Origin of the sequence: Bradyrhizobium sp., from assembly GCF_017881085.1 — a bacterium.
Taxonomy (GTDB): Bacteria; Pseudomonadota; Alphaproteobacteria; order Rhizobiales; family Xanthobacteraceae; genus Bradyrhizobium.
In genome coordinates this window covers 1-16,232 of the sequence record NZ_JADGRI010000095.1, presented here as the reverse complement: position 1 = coordinate 16,232, position 16,232 = coordinate 1, and the positions used below count along the sequence as shown (strand labels likewise).

Below are 16,232 nucleotides of genomic sequence, written 5' to 3'. Positions count from 1 at the left end.
GACCGCTTTCCGCGCCGCGTGCTGGTGTGGCCGGTCAAGGTGCAGGGCGAAGGCTCGGCCGAACAGGTCGCTGCCGCCATCCACGGTTTCAACGCCCTGCCGGAAGGTGGCAGGATTCCGCGGCCGGATCTCCTGATCGTCGCGCGTGGCGGCGGCTCGCTGGAGGACCTCTGGTCGTTCAACGAGGAGATCGTGGTCCGCGCTGCCGCGGAAAGCATGATCCCGCTGATCTCGGCGGTCGGCCACGAGACCGACATCACGCTGATCGATTTCGCCGCCGACAAGCGCGCGCCGACGCCGACGGCGGCTGCCGAAATGGCGGTACCGGTGCGAGCAGAGCTGTTCGTCGAGGTCGGCGCGCTGGCGCGGCGGACGATGCTGTGCTGGCAGCGCGCACAGGAAGGCCGCCGCAACGAGCTGCGCGCCGCCGCCCGCGCTTTGCCCGCCGCGGGCGAGCTGCTCGCGATCCCGCGGCAGCGGCTGGATGGCGCCAGCGCGTCGCTACCGCGTGCGTTGAAAGCCAATACGCATCTGCATTTCCGCCACTTCGCGGGCGTCAGTGCCCGCCTGACGGTACGCGTGCTGCGCGGGCAGCTCACCCAGGCCCGGCATCGCCTGACCGTATCCGGCGAACGCATGACGCATTCGGCACGGACGCTGTTGCGTAACCGCCGGGATCGCTTCGCCGGGCTTGAGGTCCGGCTGAAGGCCTCAAGACTCGCCAACGCGCAGGCGCAACGTCAGGCCATCGCGCGCGATCGCGAGCGCGTGGCGCGCCTGGCCGAGCGAGCGCGGCGCGCGCTGGCGACAGCCACGCAGCGTCTGCACGCGCGGGTTGCCCATAGCGGCCAACTGCTCGGGGCATTGTCCTATCGCAGCGTGCTCGCGCGCGGCTTTGCCCTGGTGCGCGACGAGCAGGGCCGCGCCCTCCGCGCCGCGGCCGGCATCGGTCCGGGCGCGCGGCTTGATCTGGAATTTTCCGACGGACGCGTCGCCGCCACCGCGGATGCGGATCGCCCGCCGGCGAAGGCACCGGCGCAGCCGGCTCCAGGCGAGCCGAAGGCCCCCGCGCCCAAGCGCATCGTCAAGCCGGTCGGTCAGGGCAGTTTGTTCTAGAATACACCCCGCCATCGTGCCCGGACTTGTTCCGCGCTCCCCGTCCTTCTTTCCTGACTGCAACACAAGACGTGGATGGCCGGGACAACCATGACGACTTATTCGGGGAGCCCGGATCGCGCTACCGCGCCAGCCATTCGGCGACGCGCTTTTGCGAATCGGCGCGGGCTTCCGGGTCGGTGCCGAGATGGCCGCGTTCCGGCAACGCGGCATCGGAGCTCCCGGCGGTCGCGTGCAGCGGAAAATTCGCGCGGTCGAAATCGTGATAGGCGCCGGGATAGACCACGATCCGCGCCAGCGCGCTACGCCCGCGGGCGCCGTCGACCATCTGGCGGCAGGCCGGCGGCGAACTGACGTCGTCCTTGGCGCCGATCAGCAGCAGCGTCGGCACCCGCGCGCTCCAGCCCAGACCCGACGAAATACGGCAGTCCGGATAGAATGCGATTGCGGAGCGGAAGTCCGGCTCGACGCTGCGCGACGACAATTGCGGCCGCACCGCCCACAACAGGGCGCTGGCGCCGTTGGCCCATCCCAACAGGCTGATACGGTCATGCGCCGCCCAGGGCTGCTCCACCAGCCATTGCCGCGACGCCATGATATCGGCCACCCGCTCGCGGCGAGCCAGGATCTTGTGCTCCTTGGCACGGCATTGCGGGCCGAGCTCGCGCGAACCATAGGAGTCCGGCAGCAGGACTGCCTTGCCGCCTTTGAGCAATTGCTCGGCCCAATCCTGATAACGGATCTGCACCGGCTCGGACCTGCCGGCCAAACCGCCGCAGCCGTGCAGCGCAATCACGACAGGAAACGGGCCGCTGCCCTCGGGCTTGTAAAGCTGGGCGTGCAATATGCCGTTGCCCGAGGGGATATCGACCTGGCGCGGCGCAGCTAACGGCGCCGCATCCGCCGAAAAAGTCACGGCGAATAGCGTCAGGAACGTCATTGCTGACAGAAGGCGCATCTTGGTTGCCGGATCTTGATGGCGCTTAATGAAAGCGTTCCACCGCCGCAAGGCTAGCATGCGATATCCGCGAAATTTCATCACAAATCGGTGGGTTTGACAGGCGGACAGTGTGACCTATTTATGATAGATCGCATGTTGTGGAAAATATTCAGTCCGGCCCGGCGGCCGGGGACTGATTGGAGACGTCGACCGTGCTCAATAAATTCGGCTCCTCGGGCCATGGCGAAGCGCAGGTGCAATATCTCGATGGCGATTTCCGGGTGATCTCGCCGGGAACCTATGTCCGCTGCGCCGTGACCGATGCCCGGATACCGCTCGACGAGCTGAAATACTGGAGCGTCGATCTGCAGGAGGCCTACGCCATTCCGAGCGCGGTGCTGCAGCGGCATTTTCCGGGCGCGCTGCAGACTTGAACCTTTCCTACCTGCTGCGCATCCGTTTGAAATTCTCGCGGGCCTGAAACAGCACGCTCGTTACCAACTTCCGGAACTGCGCGACGTCGTCGAATTCGAGCGTCACCCGAAACGGCACGATGGCTTTCGCCCCCTCGGCGTTGCGCAGCCGGACCATATCCTTTTCCGTCGTCACCAGCGTCAGCCCATCGCGTCCGGCTTCGGCGATCAGTCCTGCAATCTCATCTGCGGAAAACGGATGATGATCGGGAAAGGCGCGTTCCCGGACCACCTCCAGATCGCAACCGCGCAAGGTCCGGAAGAACCTGTCGGGATCGCCGATCCCGGCAAAGGCGAGGACGCGTCTGCCGCCGAGCGCCTTGACCGACGCCGCGTCGGGGCGAAGATGCGCCGACAGCACCGGTTTGCCCCGCGCGGCGATGGCGGCGGCAACGGACGCGGCCGCCGATCCGTCGCCGATGACGACCAGCGCATCGGTGCGGTCAAGCTGCAACCGCAGCGGCGCGCGCAGCGGACCCGCCGGGAAGACGCAGCCGTTGCCGAGGCCGCGGTCACCATCGATCACGATCAGCGAGGCGTCCTTGGCAATCGCGGGATTCTGGAAACCGTCGTCCATCAGGATCACGGTCGCCGCTTGCGACTTCGCCATGGCGACGCCGTCGATGCGCTCGCGCGCGACCACCACCGGCACCGTGCCGGCCAGCATCAGCGGCTCGTCGCCGACATCTTCGGCTTGATGCCGCGCGGGATCGACCATGACCGGGCCGCGCAACCGTCCGCCATAGCCGCGGCTGAGCACGACCGGCGTCTCGCCGAGATCGTGCAGCAGTCTCGTCAGGGCCAGTACCGCAGGCGTCTTGCCGGCGCCGCCGACGTGATAATTGCCGACGCAGATCACGGGGATGCCGGCGTCAAGACCCTTGGCCCTCATGCGCTGTCCCGTGACCAGGCCGTAGAGCGCGCCGAGCGGCGTCAGCAACAACGATGTCAGCGACGGCGGCCGGTACCAGAAGGCCGGCTCACGCATTCGCCGCTCCCATCTCGATCCGCAATTGCAGCAGATACGGCTCCAGCGCGGCGAGCGTGCGATCGAGCGCGCCGCCGAGTTCCCCGACCACCCGCTCCGAGGCGGCAACCGAGGCTTCGCGCGCCGCCGGGTCGGCCAGCAGCTGGCCAAGCTGCTTCACCAGCGCTTCCAGCGTGTCGGCCCGCCGGGCGCCGCCGGCGCTGTCCAGCGCCTCGTACACCTCGGCGAAATTGAAGACATGGGGGCCGTGCACGATCGAGGCGCCGAGCTTGACCGCCTCGATCGGATTCTGCCCGCCATGTTCGACCAGCGATCCGCCCATGAACACGATTGGCGCCAGCCGATAGAACAATCCCAGTTCGCCCATGGTGTCCGCGACATAAATCTCGGTGGTCGCCGTCGGCAATTCCTCGCACGAGCGTAACGCCACCTGCAGGCCGGAAGCCGCCACGGCCCGGGCGATCGCCTCGCCGCGATTGGGATGCCGCGGCACGATCACGGTCAAGAGCTGCGGGAAAAATCCCGCAAGCGCCCGGTGCGCGTCGAGCAGGATCTCCTCCTCGCCCGGATGAGTCGAGGCCGCCACGACGATCGGGCGGCCGCGTGTCATTGCCGTCAACCGCTCGAGCTTCGCCGGATCGGCCGGCGGCGCCGGCACATCCAGCTTCAAATTGCCCGTAGTGACGACGTTGCGGCTGCCCAGCGCGGTAAAGCGCTCGGCATCGACCGGCGATTGGGCAAGGCAGACATCGAACCGGCCGAGCAGCGCGGAGATCGTGCCGGCAACCCTGCGCCAGCGCGGGAACGAGCGAGGCGACATCCGCCCGTTGATCAGCACCATCGGCAGCCGCCGCGCCGCGCTCGACAGGATCAGATTGGGCCACAGATCGGATTCGATGAACAGCGCCAGGGAAGGCCGCCAGTGATCGAGGAAACGCGCGACGTAACGCGGCGAATCGTAAGGCACATATTGATGGATGATGTCGGCTGGAAACCGCTTGGCGACGATCGCTGCCGACGTCACCGTACCCGACGTCAGGAGGATACGGATATTGAGCGCGCGCAGCTTTTCGATCAGGGCCGCGGCGGCCAGCACCTCGCCGACGCTGGCGCCGTGAATCCAAACCAGCGGTCCATGCGGCCGGATGTCCCGGCTGAGGCCGCGGCGTTCGCCGATCCGCAACGGATCCTCCTTGCCTTGCTTCAGCCGCCGCTTGATCAGCGCCGGCGCCAGCGGCACCACCGCCGACGACAGCTTCTGATAGACGCGCAGCGTCATCGGCAGGGAGTTAGCCAAGCCTGGTCTCCTGAAGGCTTGTCTCCTGAAGGCTTGCCTCCGGAAGACTTATCGCCGGAAGGCTTGCCTCCGGGCGTCCGACCTGCTGGTAGGCGCGGCGGGTCGCCTCGTTCAAATAGGTCTCCACCCGCAGGCGCAATCTTTCCATGGTCTCGGCATCGGCGTCCGGCGGCACGATAACCGGCTCGATGCCCACCAATGCGCCTCGCCCGAACGGCAAATTGATGGTGGTACAGTCCCAATTACGCAAGCGGATAAAACGGCTGGTCGCCATGGCGAATGGCATGATCGGCCGTCCCGATTCACGCGCCAGCATGATGATGCCCATCCCCACGACGCGCGCGCGCTTGGGCACGTCCGCGGTCGAGGCGACGTTATAGCCCTCCTCGAGCGCCCGCACCATCTCCCTGAACGCACCGACCCCGCCCTTGCGGTGAAATGCGCCGCCGTGATCGCCGGAGCCGCGGATAGTGCCGATCCCGAGCCGTTCGACGGCGATGGCGTTGAACTCGCCGTCGCGATGCCGCGAGATCAGCACCTTGGCGCGGTGGCTTTCCTTGGTCTTGATGAACGGCGTAAGGAAATGCTGGCCGTGCCAGAACGCAAAGATCGCCGGTTGCGCCGGCTCGACAATTTCATAGACGTTTGCCGGATCGAAGCTGAATTTGTTGGTCAGCCAGACCAGCCGCAGGTATTCGGCCGCGAGAAATCCGACAGCGCGCTGGACCCAGCCGCTGCGCAGCGCATTGCGAAGCAGCTTTTTCAACGGGCAGGCTTCGTATCGTGATCTGGATCGAGCAGCCGGTGGAGGTGGACGATGAAATACCGCATATGGGCGTTGTCGACGGTCTGATGCGCCTTTGCCTTCCAGGCCGTGTAAGCGGTGGCGTAATTGGGGTATACGCCGACAAACTCCACCTTATCGAGATCCTTGAACGTCGTGCTCTCGAGACCGGTCAGTTCGCCTCCGATGACGAGATGGAGTAATTGCTGGGCACTATCTGGCATGATTCCTTTTTCCTAATGCGGGGCCCGGCAGGCAAGACGGCGGACGCGCGTCCCGAGGCGCTCAGGGCAACGGACGGTTTCGAAAATGCTCGACAATGCGTGCATGACGATCGCGTCCCGCTGCCACCAGCACCCCGTGCGCCACATCCCGGCGATTGTAGAGGATCGTGTCCCCCGAGAGTGCGGTCATGTTACCATCCGCTTCCTGCACGATCAAATTGGCCGCGGCAAGGTCCCAGTCGCGGCTCTGGCCGCCCGCAAAAGCCGCATCCAGGCTGCCCTGCGCGACCCGGCAAAGCCGAAGCGCCAGCGATCCGATTCGCGGATGCAGCGTAATTTCCGCGGGAGACGGGCTCAGTCGCTCGACCAGCGGCTTCGGCCCTGCCAGGCGCGAAAAATCCAGCTCGGTGCCGGGTGTGGCATTGACCGGCACATTGTTGCGCGCGGCGCCCTGGCCGCGCGCGGCGAAGAAGAATTCGTCGCTGGCGGGCGCGAATACGGCCGCTAGCACCGGGGAAGCATCCTCGACCAGCGCCACACTCACGCACCAGTCTTCACGGCCGGCGAGATAGCCACGGGTGCCGTCGATCGGATCGACGATCCATACCAGACGTTTCCCAAGCCGCTCTTCGTCGTCGACGCTTTCTTCCGACAGCCAGCCATAATCCGGCGTCGCGGAGCGCAGCCGCTGCTCGAGCAGATCGTTGACCGCGATATCGGCCTCGGATACCGGCGAGGACGCGCCCTTGGTCCAGTTTTTCAGCTCGGTGCGGAACAGCGACAGCGCCAGTGCGCCCGCCTCCTGCACGGTCTGGCGCAGCAGCGCGGCGTCGCGGTTCATGAGATCGTCCCGCCTGAGGCCGGAGCTAGCGTCCGCCAAGCGTCAATCCCACGATGCGCACGGTCGGCGCGTTGACGCCATAGCGGAATTCCAGATCGTTGGCCGGAGCCATCGATTTGAATATCTCGAACAGGTGCCCCGCGATCGTCACCTCGCTCACCGGATAGGTGATCTCGCCGTTCTCGATCCAGAAGCCGGATGCGCCGCGGCTGTAGTCGCCGGTCACGCCGTTGACGCCGGAGCCGATCAGGTCGGTGACGTAGAATCCCTGTTTGATGTCCGATATCAACTCGGCCGGCGTCGGCTCGCCGGCTTCGAGGTGGAGATTATACGGACCGGGCGAGGGCGACGACGAGACGCCGCGGTGGGCGTGGCCGGTGGTGACCAGTCCGAGTTCGCGCGCGGTGGCGCAGTCGAGCAGCCACGTCGTCAGCACGCCCTCGTCGACGATGGCCAGTTTCTTCACTTTGACGCCCTCGGCGTCGAAGGTCTGCGAGCGCAAGCCGCGCACGCGCAAGGGATCGTCGATGATGCGGATGTTTTTCGCGAACAGCTGCTGACCGAGACGGTCCTTGAGAAAGCTGGTCTTGCGCGCGATCGAGGCGCCGTTCACCGCGCCGACGAGATGGCCGACCAGCGAGCCGGAAACCCGGGGGTCGAACACCACGGGCACCTTGCAGGTCTCGACCTTGCGCGGATTGGCGCGTGCGACGGTGCGCTCGCCCGCCTTGCGGCCGACGCTCTCGGGCGAGGCGAGATCGGAAGCATGCGGCGCCGACGTGTAGTCGTAGTCGCGCTCCATGCCGGTGCCGTCGCCGACGATGGCCGTCATCGAGATGCCCTGGCTCGAGCGCAAATAGGAGCCGTGAAAGCCGGTGGAGGTCACCAGCACCATGCCGCCGATTCCGGTCGAAGCCGACGCGCCGCCGGACTTGGTGACTCCCTTGACCGCGAGGCCGGCCGCCTCGGCTTCGCAGGCGCGGCGTTCGAGCTCCGCTGTCGACGGGGTCCTGGGATCGAGCAGATCGAGATCGGGAAAATCGCGCGCCAGCAATGCCGGATCGGCGAGACCGACATATTTGTCGTCGGGCGCGACGCGCGCCATCGCGACCGCGCGCTCCGCCAATTGCGCGATGCCGTCGCCGCTGACGTCGTTGGTCGAGACCACCGCCTGACGCTGTCCCACCAGCACGCGCAGTCCGATATCGTCGCCTTCCGAGCGCTCGGATTCCTCGACGCGTCCGTCACGCACCTCGACCCCTTGGGAAATCCCGCGCACCGCCACCGCGTCGGCGGCGTCCGCGCCCGCGCGCCGCGCCGCCTCGACCAGCCGCTCCGCCAGCGAGCTCAGCGCGGATTGATCGAACAGGCCGGAATTCGCAGTATCCGATGAAAGCGGCGAAACGGATGATGGTGAAGAGGTCACGAACAAAATCCCGGCGATTGAGGGAGGATTGGCGCGGGCGCGAATGCCAATTGGGGAACCCTTCAGATGTGCCTGATTCACAAGGATTTCAAGCATTTTCCTGCGTCAAAAGCCAAACATTTTCGCTTTGCCTGCAAGGTCTCGTCAATCATGTCGGCCAAGCTCTTGTCAATCATGCGGGCCGATGCAGCGCAAGTGACGCGCGATTAACCAGCCTTTTTAAGCGCTTTGGCAACGCGCTCTGGCATGCTCTCGCACATCGACCGGGAACATAATCCCGGCGGGGAGATAAGAGCCGTGGGGCGTCAAACATCAATAAGCGGGATCAATCCCGCCGGGTCGAGCCGCGCGATGCGGCTCGACCCTCTTTCTCTGCCGGTCCGCTTCGACGCGCACGACAGCCGTGCCGACGGGGGCTTGCGGCACATCGAACTTCATCGCGAACGCGTCGTGCTGCGTCGTGCCCTGCACGGCATGCAGATGTCCGTCAACGTTCGCGTCAGCGACTTTCTCGGCGTGGCGCTGCGCGGCCTCGACGACGCCCAGATGCTGGTGCTGGTTCATCGCGATCCGTCATTGACGATCCCGCTGTGCGTCAGCTCCGACGCGGACGAGATCGCCACCGCCTGGCAGATGTGGAGCGACATATTCGCGCTGCCGCTGTTACCGCAGGACAAACCGCGCGAACCGGCGGCACGGCGGCGCCGTCACAACGCCATTCGCACGCGGCGGCCGAAATTCCTGGTGCGGCGCCGCGGCGGCGACTTGCTCAACCCGGCGAACCTCCATCAGGGCGAGCGTGAGATCATCGCGCGGGACTAATGCCGCGCGAAACTAGCTCGCCCGCATCACCGCATCCGCGAGCAGACCTGCAAATAGCAGCAGCCCCGCATCGCGGTTGGACTTGAAGATGCGCAGGCACAGCGCGGGATCGCCGATCTGAAGACGCCTGATCTGCCAGACCAGGTGCGCCGCGAACGCGGCAAGCCCGGTCCATGCCAGGAAGCCGGCCCCCGCAAGCACAAGCGCCACGCCAATCAGCGTCACCGCCAGCCCGTAAAAAACCATCAACGCGGATTGCGTGCGCGCGCCGAACAGCCGAGCGGTGGACTTGACCCCGATCAGCGCGTCGTCCTCGGCATCCTGATGCGCATAGATGGTGTCGTAGCCGATCACCCAGGCGATCGAGCCGGCATAGAGCGCAATCGCCGGCCCATCGATCCGGCCCAGCGTCACCGCAAATCCCATCAGCGCGCCCCAGGAGAACGCGAGGCCGAGCACGATCTGCGGCCACCAGGTGATGCGCTTCATGAACGGATAGACCGCGACGATGACCAGCGAGGCGATGCCGGTCATGATCGCGAAGCGGTTGAACTGCAACAGCACCGCCAATCCGGCGACTGCCTGAACGACGAGAAAGAACAGAGCCTGCGGCACGCTCACCTGCCCCGCCGGGATAGGGCGCGATCGTGTCCGTTCCACCCTGGCGTCGAGATCGCGATCGGTGATGTCGTTCCAGGTGCAGCCGGCGCCGCGCATGGCGAAGGCGCCGACGAAGAACAGCGCCATGACGAGCGGCAGCCGGCCGATGTTGTTGGCGACGCCGGCGGCGAGCGCCGCCGACCACCAGCACGGGATCAGCAATAGCCACGAGCCGATCGGCCGGTCGAGGCGGGAGAGACGCAAATAGGGCCGCGACCATTGCGGCGCGCGGGTATCGACCCAGTTGCCGGTGGCGTCAGCGACGCGGGCCGCCGCGTCGCTCATGTGATCGTGATCATCGGGTAAGGACGTTGCCGTTCAGCGTATCGAACGTGCTGCCGCCCTTTTTCGAAGGTGTGGCCTCCGGAAGCGACGCCGAGGAGCCCAGCACTTCGCTCAGGCTCGGGCCGGCCGGTCCTCTTTGCTGCGCCTGCTGCGCCACGTCGCAGACCTGCTTCTCCATCTTCTCGGTATTCTTGTGGCCGGTCTTCAGCTGATCGGAAATCTGCGGCGGAATCCCGCATTTCGCGGCGTGAGTCTCGACATACTTGATCATCCTGAGCTCGGCCTGGCCGAAATTGGCGATCAGCTTGCAGGCTTCGGCCGGCGGCGCATGGCGGTCGCTGGCGGTCTTGATCATCTTGCCGCGCTTCTCCGCGTCTTCACGCAGCGGCATAAATCCCTTCATGCATTCGTCGGCGGCACCCGCCTGCGAGGGGGGAGCTGGCCCGCGCTCGAACGCCGAACCGGTGAGCGGTGCCGCGCCGTTGACCGGAAACGAACCGGAAGGGGGAGCGCCGACCGAGGCGGCCGGGGCTGCGCCGTTGACCGGGGGAAACGCCGGATCGTTCCTGATGACGCCACCATTGGGCAGCGGCGCCGGAAAAGCGCTTTGCGCCAAGGCCTGGCTGGCATGGGCTATCACGACGGCCGCGGTGAGCGGCACAATCAAGCGGCGGATGATCAAGGCAGTTTCTCCGGCAAGGTCCAGTGGTCCCCCAACGTCTTCCCGCTAGAAGAGCGACTTCCGTGAGGCTTTTTTACGATTCCTGCCGGTTCTTAACAACCCGTGGAATTTGGCGACAGCGCGGCGTTGGGCCGCGCCCGGACACCGATTATTGGGTTAATTCACCTTCTTTGGGCTAAAAGGCCGCGGGAACTGGACCATCGGGCATGCCTCAACACGATTTTCGTCAACCCCGGCTGTTCGTCGATGCCGCGTTGGCGGCGGGCGAAACGGTCGCGCTCGAGCGCGACCAGAGCAATTATCTCGGCAATGTGCTGCGCCTTGCCGCAGGCGATACGATCCTGGTGTTCAACGGCCGCGAGGGCGAATGGCAGGCTTCGATCGCGGGCCGCAAGCGGCCGGACAGCCTCGCCATCGTCGCCCGGACCCGGCCGCAGGACCGGCTGCCCGATCTCGCTTACGTCTTTGCGCCGCTCAAACATGCCCGGCTCGACTACATGGTGCAGAAGGCCGTCGAGATGGGCGCTTCGTCCCTGCAGCCGGTTTTGACCCGCTTTACCCAGGTTTCGAGGGTTAACGGCGAGCGGATGCGCGCCAATGTGATCGAGGCTGCCGAGCAATGCGGCATCCTGAGCCTTGCCGCGGTCGCCGAGCCGGTGACGCTCGATCGCTATTTGACCGCGCGCGACGGACAGCGCCTGCTGATTTTCTGCGACGAGGCCGCGGAGGCCGAAAATCCGCTACAGGCGCTGCAAGGCGAATTCGCCGCCGCAAACGGGATCGACATCCTGATCGGTCCGGAAGGCGGGTTTGCCGAGGAAGAGCGGGCGGTCCTGGTGCGACAGCCGCGAATCCTGAGGCTGTCGCTGGGACCGAGGATCCTGCGCGCCGATACCGCCGCGGTCGCGGCGCTGGCGCTGGTCCAGGCGGTGCTCGGCGACTGGACCGGCAGCCGCGCAGGCGGGTAGGTTGGCCGGATCGTTAAGCGACTTGACCGATCCTTGGCCAATCCCTGTCGAAACCGGCCCGCCGCCATGCTAAGGGGCTGCGCCAGCTCACGCCTTGGAACCCGTTTTCGGGATATTTGGACTTCGAGATGACCCTGACCGCCGCCTCTCGTGCGACCGGATCCGCCGCATGGGCGGACGCGCTGCTGTTGTCGTTCGCGCAGGCCGGCTATGTCCGGGCCGAGCCGGCGATCCTGCAGCCGGCCGAGCCGTTTCTCGACCTGTCGGGCGAGGACATCCGGAAAAGCCTCTATCTGACGGCCGACCCCAGCGGCGAGGAACTGTGCCTGCGTCCCGACCTCACCATCCCGGTGGCGCGGGACTATCTCGCCTCCGACCGCTGTGGCCAGCCGGCGGGCTTTTCCTATCTCGGGCCGGTGTTCCGCTATCGCGGCGGCCAGCCGAGCGAATTCCTGCAGGCCGGGATCGAATCGTTCGGACGGCAGGACCGCGCCGCCGCCGATGCCGAGATGCTGGCGCTGGCGCTGCAGGCGACCGACGCGTTCGGCGTCAACGACGTCGAAATCCGTACCGGCGACGTCGCGCTGTTCATCGCTTTGATCGACGCGCTCGACCTCTACCCGGTGTGGCGGCGGCGGCTGATCAAGGATTTAAACCGCAAGGTCAGCCTGGAGCAGGATCTCGAGCGGCTGACGCTCGCGACCGGGACCAGCCGCAACGAATATGAGGGGGTGCTCGCAGCACTTGCGGGCTCCGACCGCAAGGCGGCGCTGGCGCTGGTAACCGATCTGATGTCGATCGCCGGCACCACCAATGTCGGCGGACGCACGGTCGCGGAAATCGCCGACCGCTTCCTCGAACAATCAACGCTGAAGGGCGGCGCCCTGCCGCGCGACGCGCTCGGCATCATCAAACGCTTCCTCGCGATATCAGGCGACCCCGGCGACGCCGTCGTGCAGCTGCGCGCTTTGGCCAAGGATGCAAAACTCGACATCGCCGCCGCGATCGATCAGTTCGACAGCCGGGTCGGCTTCATGGCCGCGCGCGGCATCGACACCAGAGCGACGCGGTTTTCCACCGCGTTCGGGCGCGGCGTCGACTATTACACCGGCTTCGAATTCGAACTGCATGCCAAGGGCAATGGCGTCGAACCGCTGGTCGCGGGCGGCCGCTATGACGGGCTGATGACCCAGCTCGGCGCGCCCTCCCCGATCCCCGCGGTCGGCTTCTCGGTCTGGGTCGAGGCGCTGACGAAAATCGGCCGCAAGCCCGGCGCGAGTTCGAGCGGGAGCGCATCATGACAACGCCCTTCGTTCTCGCTGTTCCCTCCAAGGGCCGACTGCAGGAAAACGCCGAGGCGTTCTTCACGCGGGCCGGGCTCGCGTTGGCAAAGCCGCGCGGCGCGCGTGACTATCGCGGCACCATCAGCGGGCTCGACAATGTCGAGATCGCCTATCTCTCGGCCAGCGAGATCGCCTCGCAGCTCGCGCGCGGCATGGTCCATCTCGGCGTCACCGGCGAGGATCTGGTGCGCGAGAGCATCGCGGATGCTGACAAGCGCGTGCTGCTGATCGACAGCCTCGGCTTCGGCAGCGCCAATGTCGTGGTAGCGGTGCCGCAGGCCTGGATCGACGTCCGCACCATGGCCGATCTCGACGACGTCACCACCGGCTTCCGCGCCCAGCATAACCGGCGGATGCGGGTGGCGACCAAATACATCAATCTGACCCGGACCTTCTTCGCCTCCCATGGCGTGGTCGACTACCGCATCGTCGAGAGCGCCGGCGCGACCGAGGGTGCGCCGGCGGTCGGCACCGCCGAAATGATCGTCGACATCACCACGACCGGTGCGACGCTCGCCGCCAACGGACTCAAGGTGCTCGACGACGGCGTGATCCTGCGCAGCCAGGCCAACCTGGTGGCGTCAAAGGACGCCAACTGGTCGGGCGAGGCCAGAGAGACCGCGCGCGTCATCCTCGATCACATCGCCGCGCGCGCCCGCGCCAGCAAGTACCGGGAGGTGCGCACCCGCTTTTCCGGCTGCGACGCCGCGCTGCTGGCCGAAGCCCATAACCGGTTCGGCGTGGTGTCGCCGTTCGGCGGCCCCACCTCCTCCGGCATGGTGACGCTGCACTGCCCGCCGGCGCAGCTTTACGCGCTTGGCAGTTTCCTGCGCGCGCACGGCGCCGATACGGTGTCGGTGGCCTCGCTCGACTATGTGCTCGATCGCGACAACCCGCTCTTTGCCAGGCTCGAGACGTTCCTGCGGCAGTGAGGCGCAGCACCAAAAGCCCCATCCCCGTGGCGATACTGCGCGGCAATAGCCATATTGGTGGGAATTGGAACCTGATCGATGATGCTCGGTAAAGATGTTTCCGACCTGTCCACCACCGCGGCCGGCGCTGCGGCGCAGGGGCTGTCGATCGTCGTACCCGTCTTAAACGAGGCGGCCGGGCTTGCGCTTCTGCATGGACGTTTGACCGCCCTGGCAAGGACGCTGCGGCAGCGCTACGGCCTGGCTTGCGAGGTCGTCTATGTCGATGACGGCAGCACCGACAACACGCTTTCCATCGCGCGCGCGCTGGAGGCCGACGGGCTCGATGTCCAGGTGGTGTCGCTGTCGCGCAATTTCGGCAAGGAGGCCGCCCTCATGGCGGGACTGGATCACGCCCGGCGCGGCGCGGTCATGTTCATGGACGGCGACGGCCAGCATCCGCCTGACCTGGTCGAGCAACTGGTCAGCCACTGGATCGATGGCGGCTATGACGTGGTCTATACCGCGAAGGCGCATCGCGACAATGAATCGTTTCCGCGGCGGCTTGCCGTGCACGGCTTCTACGCCCTGATCAACTGGGGCGCGCGGCAGAAAATCCCGGAGGATGCCGGCGACTTCCGCCTGCTGTCGCCGCGCGCGGTGGCAGCGCTTCGGCAGCTGCCGGAACGCAATCGCTTCTTCAAGGGGCTGGCAAGCTGGATCGGATTCCGCCAGATCCGCGTCGACTACGAACCCGCGCCGCGCGCACACGGCATCACCACCTTCAGCCCCGGCCGGCTGATCGGGCTTTCGATCGAAGGCCTGACCTCTTTCTCGGTGGCGCCGCTGCGTTTTGCCAGCCTGCTCGGGGTGGTGCTCGCTACCGTGGCTTTCCTGTTCGGGCTTTCGATCCTGTGGGAAACCTGGACGACCGGAAAATCGGTCCCGGGCTATCCCTCGCTGGTGGTCGGCCTCATGACCATCGGCGGCGTGCAGCTCATCATGATCGGCATCGTCGGCGAATATATCGGCAAAATTCTTTCCGAATTGAAGGCGCGTCCGATCTATTTCGTCGCCGAACACTCAGACAAGCGCGCCAGTGTGGAAAAGGACGCGAGCACGGGCGAGAGGACCGCCGCCGAATGAACGACGCCGCGCCGCGGCGCATCTGGCTGTGCGCCGACGACTATGGTCTCAGCCCCGGCGTCAACCGCGCCATTCGCGATTTGATCGAGCGCGGCCGTCTCAACGCGACCTCGGTCATGGTGGTTGGGCCTTCGATCGACCGCGATGAAATCGGCGCGCTGCGGGCGGCCGCCGCCAACAGTCCGCGTTGCGCGATCGGCCTGCACGTCACCCTGACCGCGCCGTTCCGGCCCCTCACCATGCATTTCAAGCCGCTCGACGGCGGCATGTTCCCCGCGTTTCCGAAGCTGTTGCGCGCGGGCCTGCTGCGCCGGCTCGATCCCGAAATCATTCACGCCGAATTGACGGTGCAGCTCTCGGCCTTCACCGAGATGTTCGGCCGCGCCCCGGACTTCGTCGACGGCCATCAGCATGCCCAGCTATTCCCGCAGGTGCGCGACGCGTTCCTTGCGGCAGTAAAGACGGCTGCGCCCGACGCCTGGGTGCGCCAGGGCGGGCGCAACCAGCCGCTGGCCCGGCGGCTCGGCACGCCCAAGGCGCTGGTTCTCGACGTCCTGAGCGCGCAGTTTCGCCAGCGCGCCGCTAAGATCGGGATCGAATTCAATCCCGCCTTCGCTGGCGCCTACGACTTCTCCAAACGACCCGATTTCGGCGTCCTGATGCCGCAGTTCCTCGAAGGGCTGCCGGAGGGCGGCCTCATCATGTGCCATCCCGGATTCGTCGACGAGACCCTGGTCAGCCTCGACCCGCTGACCACCCATCGCGAGCACGAACACGCCTTTCTCGGCGGCGAGCATTTCCCGCGCCTGCTGGCTGCGAATAAAGTTACATTGGGCTGAGCGCGCCAGGGCATCCTGTCGCACATAAATTTAATCCGCTCCCATACTACTAGCGACATAAAGCCCTCTTACATCTGGCGCCTGCGCTTTCGGAGCGAGGGAGAGAATCCATGACACCGCAAGAACGCCAGATGATCGACGATCTTTTCGACCGGCTCGCCAGACTGGAGAACGCCCCGCGCGATCCTGACGCCGTCGCCGCGATTGCGCAGGGCTTGCGCCAGGCGCCCAATGCGGTTTACGCGCTGGTGCAGACCGTTCTGGTCCAGGACGAAGCGCTGAAGCGCGCCAACAGCCGTATCCAGGAACTGGAGGCCGGCGTCGCGCCCGCACACCAGCCATCCGGCGGGTTCCTCGATTCGATGCGCGACGCGATCTTTGGGCAGGCACAACCGCATGGCTCGGTGCCGAATGTCCCGCCGCCTTCCAGCCGCCCGATCTGGAACAGCGGCCAGGCGATGCAGCAGACGCAATCGCCGGGACGTTA

18 protein-coding genes are annotated in these 16,232 nt (G+C 66.1%); 9 read left to right on the top strand and 9 right to left on the bottom strand.

The window, feature by feature from the left end:
* Positions 1 to 1,116, top strand: a 1,116-nt coding sequence (locus QZ213_RS11660) for an exodeoxyribonuclease VII large subunit (protein ID WP_291686220.1), incomplete at its 5' end; no start/stop codon positions are given.
* A gap of 121 nt (positions 1,117 to 1,237) precedes the next feature.
* Here the strand turns inward: QZ213_RS11660 and QZ213_RS11655 are convergent.
* A complete protein-coding gene (locus QZ213_RS11655) occupies positions 1,238 to 2,074 on the bottom strand; it encodes a dienelactone hydrolase family protein (RefSeq protein ID WP_291686219.1) in 837 nt (278 codons plus the stop codon).
* Positions 2,075 to 2,268: 194 nt separating this feature from the next.
* Between QZ213_RS11655 and QZ213_RS11650 the strand changes: the two genes are divergently transcribed.
* The gene (locus tag QZ213_RS11650; RefSeq protein ID WP_291686218.1) at positions 2,269 to 2,490 is read left to right on the top strand and encodes a DUF2093 domain-containing protein; all 222 of its coding nucleotides are present in this window, start codon (positions 2,269 to 2,271) and stop codon (positions 2,488 to 2,490) included.
* Positions 2,491 to 2,497: 7 nt separating this feature from the next.
* Here QZ213_RS11650 and lpxK read toward each other — a convergent pair whose 3' ends face one another.
* The 6 genes from lpxK to QZ213_RS11620 form a co-directional block, all read right to left on the bottom strand.
* Positions 2,498 to 3,517 (bottom strand): tetraacyldisaccharide 4'-kinase, encoded by a 1,020-nt coding sequence (gene lpxK, locus QZ213_RS11645; protein WP_291686217.1) that lies wholly within the window; start codon positions 3,515 to 3,517, stop codon positions 2,498 to 2,500.
* Positions 3,510 to 4,796 (bottom strand): 3-deoxy-D-manno-octulosonic acid transferase, encoded by a 1,287-nt coding sequence (locus tag QZ213_RS11640; RefSeq protein WP_291686223.1) that lies wholly within the window; start codon positions 4,794 to 4,796, stop codon positions 3,510 to 3,512. The genes lpxK and QZ213_RS11640 overlap by 8 nt, the downstream gene beginning before the upstream one ends.
* A 10-nt stretch (positions 4,797 to 4,806) precedes the next feature.
* On the bottom strand, positions 4,807 to 5,580 hold the full coding sequence (locus tag QZ213_RS11635; RefSeq protein ID WP_291686216.1) for a lysophospholipid acyltransferase family protein: 774 nt from the start codon (positions 5,578 to 5,580) through the stop codon (positions 4,807 to 4,809).
* Positions 5,577 to 5,822, bottom strand: coding sequence for a DUF4170 domain-containing protein (locus QZ213_RS11630; RefSeq protein ID WP_291686215.1), 246 nt, complete (start codon positions 5,820 to 5,822; stop codon positions 5,577 to 5,579). Before QZ213_RS11630 ends, QZ213_RS11635 begins: the two co-directional genes overlap by 4 nt.
* A 61-nt stretch (positions 5,823 to 5,883) precedes the next feature.
* Complete coding sequence (locus QZ213_RS11625; protein ID WP_291686214.1) at positions 5,884 to 6,702, bottom strand: 3'(2'),5'-bisphosphate nucleotidase CysQ; 819 nt, start codon at positions 6,700 to 6,702, stop codon at positions 5,884 to 5,886.
* Positions 6,689 to 8,089 carry a TldD/PmbA family protein gene (locus QZ213_RS11620; RefSeq protein WP_291686213.1) on the bottom strand — a complete coding sequence of 467 codons (1,401 nt, stop codon included), beginning with the start codon at positions 8,087 to 8,089 and terminating at the stop codon, positions 6,689 to 6,691. The genes QZ213_RS11625 and QZ213_RS11620 overlap by 14 nt, the downstream gene beginning before the upstream one ends.
* 297 nt (positions 8,090 to 8,386) lie before the next feature.
* Here QZ213_RS11620 and QZ213_RS11615 point away from each other — a divergent pair, with 297 nt between their 5' ends.
* Positions 8,387 to 8,911 (top strand): DUF6101 family protein, encoded by a 525-nt coding sequence (locus QZ213_RS11615; protein WP_291686222.1) that lies wholly within the window; start codon positions 8,387 to 8,389, stop codon positions 8,909 to 8,911.
* A 12-nt stretch (positions 8,912 to 8,923) separates the two neighbouring features.
* On the opposite strand, the gene ubiA is transcribed toward QZ213_RS11615, so the two are convergent.
* Positions 8,924 to 9,856, bottom strand: a complete 933-nt coding sequence (ubiA, locus tag QZ213_RS11610) for a 4-hydroxybenzoate octaprenyltransferase (RefSeq protein WP_291686212.1) — start codon at positions 9,854 to 9,856, stop codon at positions 8,924 to 8,926.
* Between the two features lie 10 nt (positions 9,857 to 9,866).
* Positions 9,867 to 10,535 carry a hypothetical protein gene (locus tag QZ213_RS11605; RefSeq protein ID WP_291686221.1) on the bottom strand — a complete coding sequence of 223 codons (669 nt, stop codon included), beginning with the start codon at positions 10,533 to 10,535 and terminating at the stop codon, positions 9,867 to 9,869.
* Between the two features lie 209 nt (positions 10,536 to 10,744).
* On the opposite strand from QZ213_RS11605, the gene QZ213_RS11600 reads away from it, so the two are divergent.
* From QZ213_RS11600 to QZ213_RS11575, 6 genes are all read left to right on the top strand, one after another.
* A complete protein-coding gene (locus QZ213_RS11600) occupies positions 10,745 to 11,506 on the top strand; it encodes a 16S rRNA (uracil(1498)-N(3))-methyltransferase (protein WP_291686211.1) in 762 nt (253 codons plus the stop codon).
* A 128-nt stretch (positions 11,507 to 11,634) separates the two neighbouring features.
* The gene (locus tag QZ213_RS11595) at positions 11,635 to 12,807 is read left to right on the top strand and encodes an ATP phosphoribosyltransferase regulatory subunit (protein WP_291686210.1); all 1,173 of its coding nucleotides are present in this window, start codon (positions 11,635 to 11,637) and stop codon (positions 12,805 to 12,807) included.
* A complete protein-coding gene (gene hisG / locus QZ213_RS11590) occupies positions 12,804 to 13,781 on the top strand; it encodes an ATP phosphoribosyltransferase (protein WP_291686209.1) in 978 nt (325 codons plus the stop codon). Before QZ213_RS11595 ends, hisG begins: the two co-directional genes overlap by 4 nt.
* 78 nt (positions 13,782 to 13,859) lie before the next feature.
* On the top strand, positions 13,860 to 14,906 hold the full coding sequence (locus QZ213_RS11585; protein WP_291686208.1) for a glycosyltransferase family 2 protein: 1,047 nt from the start codon (positions 13,860 to 13,862) through the stop codon (positions 14,904 to 14,906).
* Positions 14,903 to 15,745, top strand: coding sequence for a ChbG/HpnK family deacetylase (locus QZ213_RS11580; RefSeq protein WP_291686207.1), 843 nt, complete (start codon positions 14,903 to 14,905; stop codon positions 15,743 to 15,745). Before QZ213_RS11585 ends, QZ213_RS11580 begins: the two co-directional genes overlap by 4 nt.
* Positions 15,746 to 15,855: 110 nt before the next feature.
* The coding region (locus QZ213_RS11575; protein WP_291686206.1) for a DUF2076 domain-containing protein at positions 15,856 to 16,232 on the top strand (377 nt) is incomplete at its 3' end.

Bases quoted from the DNA above. Each gene is read 5' to 3' on its own strand.
- QZ213_RS11655 (WP_291686219.1), bottom strand. From the start codon at position 2,074: ATGCGCCTTCTGTCAGCAATGACGTTCCTGACGCTATTCGCCGTGACT.
- lpxK (WP_291686217.1), bottom strand. From the start codon at position 3,517: ATGCGTGAGCCGGCCTTCTGGTACCGGCCGCCGTCGCTGACATCGTTG.
- QZ213_RS11640 (WP_291686223.1), bottom strand. From the start codon at position 4,796: ATGACGCTGCGCGTCTATCAGAAGCTGTCGTCGGCGGTGGTGCCGCTG.
- QZ213_RS11630 (WP_291686215.1), bottom strand. From the start codon at position 5,822: ATGCCAGATAGTGCCCAGCAATTACTCCATCTCGTCATCGGAGGCGAA.
- ubiA (WP_291686212.1), bottom strand. From the start codon at position 9,856: ATGAGCGACGCGGCGGCCCGCGTCGCTGACGCCACCGGCAACTGGGTC.
- QZ213_RS11600 (WP_291686211.1), top strand. From the start codon at position 10,745: ATGCCTCAACACGATTTTCGTCAACCCCGGCTGTTCGTCGATGCCGCG.
- QZ213_RS11595 (WP_291686210.1), top strand. From the start codon at position 11,635: ATGACCCTGACCGCCGCCTCTCGTGCGACCGGATCCGCCGCATGGGCG.
- hisG (WP_291686209.1), top strand. From the start codon at position 12,804: ATGACAACGCCCTTCGTTCTCGCTGTTCCCTCCAAGGGCCGACTGCAG.
- QZ213_RS11585 (WP_291686208.1), top strand. From the start codon at position 13,860: ATGATGCTCGGTAAAGATGTTTCCGACCTGTCCACCACCGCGGCCGGC.
- QZ213_RS11580 (WP_291686207.1), top strand. From the start codon at position 14,903: ATGAACGACGCCGCGCCGCGGCGCATCTGGCTGTGCGCCGACGACTAT.